The sequence below is a fragment of the Achromobacter sp. genome (genome assembly GCF_036567245.1).
In the GTDB taxonomy this organism is placed as follows: domain Bacteria; phylum Pseudomonadota; class Gammaproteobacteria; order Burkholderiales; family Burkholderiaceae_B; genus Achromobacter.
Window position 1 is genome coordinate 1 of the sequence record NZ_DATCUY010000025.1, and the last position, 2889, is coordinate 2889.

Annotated in this window: 2 protein-coding genes and 1 pseudogene; all 3 read left to right on the plus strand. The window is 67.0% G+C overall.

The genetic code is table 11. The features are described from left to right. Positions 1 to 152 precede the first annotated feature (152 nt). A pseudogene (locus tag VIR09_RS00810) lies at positions 153 to 1801 on the plus strand (ParB family protein). A gap of 15 nt (positions 1802 to 1816) precedes the next feature. Then, positions 1817 to 2377, plus strand: coding sequence for a DUF2857 domain-containing protein (locus VIR09_RS00815; protein ID WP_208208876.1), 561 nt, complete (start codon positions 1817 to 1819; stop codon positions 2375 to 2377). 3 nt (positions 2378 to 2380) lie between these two features. Further along, positions 2381 to 2889 (plus strand): STY4528 family pathogenicity island replication protein (locus VIR09_RS00820; protein WP_332010803.1); only part of this gene is annotated, 509 nt, incomplete at its 3' end.

A 2889-nucleotide genomic window follows, 5' to 3' on the forward strand; every position in this document is an offset into this window, starting at 1 on the left:
GGGCGGCCACCTCAAATTCACCAAGGCAGGCTGCGCCGCGATCTACACCAGTTCGACGGCAAGCGACCACCGGGCGACCCTCAACGCCCGCGCGCAGATCCGCCGTGCCGAGCGCGAGGCCCGCATGGCCCAGGCCGCCAATGGGTGCGGTCATGACTGAGATGACGTCCCAGGACATGGCCGGCAAGCTGCTTGCCGCCGGGTTCGAGCGCAACGGCCATCGGCCACGACCTTGAGCGACCCGATTGCCGACACGCCGATGGTCGTGACGCTGGACCAGTTGCGCCCCTACGACCACGACCCAAGGAAGAAGCGCAATCCGGCTTACGAGGACATCAAGGCGTCGATCCGCGAACGCGGCCTGGACGCGGCGCCAGCCATCACCCGACGCCCCGGCGACGACAGCTACATCATCCGCAACGGCGGCAACACGCGGCTGGCGATCCTGCGCGAACTGTGGTCGGAGACCAAGGACGAACGGTTCTTCCGCATATCTTGTCTCTTCCGGCCTTGGCCCGAGCGCGGTGAGATCGTCGCGCTGACAGGGCATCTCGCGGAGAACGAACTGCGCGGCGGCCTGACCTTCATCGAGCGCGCCCTCGGTGTCGAGAAAGCGCGCGAGTTCTACGAACTGGAGACCGGCACGACGCTGAGCCAGTCCGAACTGGCCCGCCGCCTGGGTGCCGATGGGTATCCGGTGCAGCAGTCGCACATCAGCCGCATGGCCGATGCCGTGCGCTATCTGCTACCAGCCATTCCGACCGTTCTCTATGGCGGTTTGGGACGCCACCAGGTTGAGCGGCTGTCGGTCATGCGCAAGGCGGGCGAGCGCACCTGGGAGCACTACGCCAAAGGACGCTCCCTGGTTCAGGACTTCGACGACTTCTTTCAGGAGGTACTGTCGCAGTTCGATGTCCAAGCCGATGAGTTCTCCGCGCAGCGCGTACAGGACGAGCTGATCGGACAGATGGCCGAGCTGCTGGGCATCGACTACGACGTGCTTGCCCTGGACATGACCGAATCCGAGAGCCGTCACCGTGCCTTGGTCAGCGACCCGACGCCGCCCTCGACGCCTCCCGCATTGCCCGAGCCGGTGGCCGTCGCGCGTCCACCTACCGAAACCGTGCCGCCCGTCGCGAGGCCTGCGCCGCCTGCAGGCGGACCAGCGAGTGCGCCCTCGACGCGCGACAGCGACGCGGACGCCAGCCAGGCGGGCGTGGCCAGCCCTCCAGCGGCTGGCGACCTGCTTCAGGAGCACATCGTCTCGCCAGCGCCGACGACCGAGCGGCTCCAGTCCATCCAGCGCATGGTCGCCGACCAGTTGGGCGATGCGCTACCGCCAGATTTCTCGGCGAACGTGTTGCAGTCCATCCCGGTGCAGGCCGGTGGGCTCTATCCGATCTCCGATGTCTGGTACATCGACCCTGGCCTGGACACACCCGACCGCTTGCGCATCCACATCTCGCAGTTCGCCCGCGAGATCGCGGGCGAGGCGGACTTGGACGAGTGCATCGATGACCGTCCAGACGGCATCGGCTTCGCATGCCGTACCCGCAGCCAGACCCCGGCGCCGCTGGGCCGTGCCGTCCTCGCACTGCTGGCTTGCCTGGCTGGCCAGCAGCCCGCCGACGTCGGCCTGGACAACGGGGAAGTCGTCATCGACCTGCCGGCGCTGCTGCATGGCCGGGGGAACGCAACCCGGCGATTGAGCGACAGCGCGCTGGTCAAGCTGTTCCGGCTGCTGCGGCTGGCCCGGCGCCTGCTCGACCTGGAAGCCGGCGCTGCGGACTCTGGAACCTGAGCGAGGGAGGCCAGCATGTCCGCACCACACCCACTCAACCAGGCCGTCATTGCCCAGGCCCTCTATGACCTGCGCAATGGGCAACTGCGTCGCTGCAAACTCATGGGGTTTGGCGAGGAAGAACTGGACGCCCTCAAGCATCCCGCGCTGATCAGTGTGCTGGCCAACGCCAACGTCTCCTGGTGCTCGGTGACGGTCAACCGCGAAGTGCTCCGGCGGCTGCTCAAGCAGGCGCAGGACGTGGAGAAGGAAATCGCCACGGTCGATCGCATGCTGAGGCTGGGTGCGAGCACCGAGATGGTCAGCCGGTTCTATGGCCTGACCCACCAGGAAGTGGCGCTTCGCCGCGAAATCCTCGGCCTGCCAAAGCGCAAGGGTCGCCATCCCGTGCTGGACGAGAAGCAAGACACGGAGCTGTGGCGGCGATGGAAGGCGGCGACCGGCAGCAGGAACGTCGATCTTGACGACGAAACCTCCATCCTCGACGCCGCCATGGATCTGGCCGAAGTCATGTCGCTGCCTCTGTCGGTGGTCTGGGCCGCGATCAAGAGTTGGGTCGATCAGGGATTGGGTTGAGCCATGGCCGTGGATGACACCGCACCACGCCATGGCCCCGTCGCACTCGCAGACCTGTTCGACGCTGCGCTGAAAGACCTTGCGCCCAAGCCCAGCGCGCCAACGTCCACACCTGCACAGTCACCCACGCCCGCCACGTCCAGCGATGCCTTCCTGTTCAGTGGCAACCGGCACGAGACCGTGCCGCGACGGCTGTTTCTCGACCGCCGCCTGACGCCGCTGGAGCGCAACGCCTGGCAGGTGTTCCGGCTGATGCAGGGCGACGACGGCGTGACGGCATTCCCGACGTATGAGCAGCTTCGACCCTGGCTGGCCTCGATGCCCTGCGCCGGGCAGGCCTCACATGAAACCGTGGCACGGGCGCTGACGCTGCTGCGCCTCACCCGATGGTTGAGTCTGGTGCGGCGACGGCGCGACCCGAAGACCGGCCGCATCCTCGGCAACCTCTACGTCCTGCACGACGAACCCTTGACGCCGTTCGAGGCGATGCAGCTCGACGCGGACTACTTGGC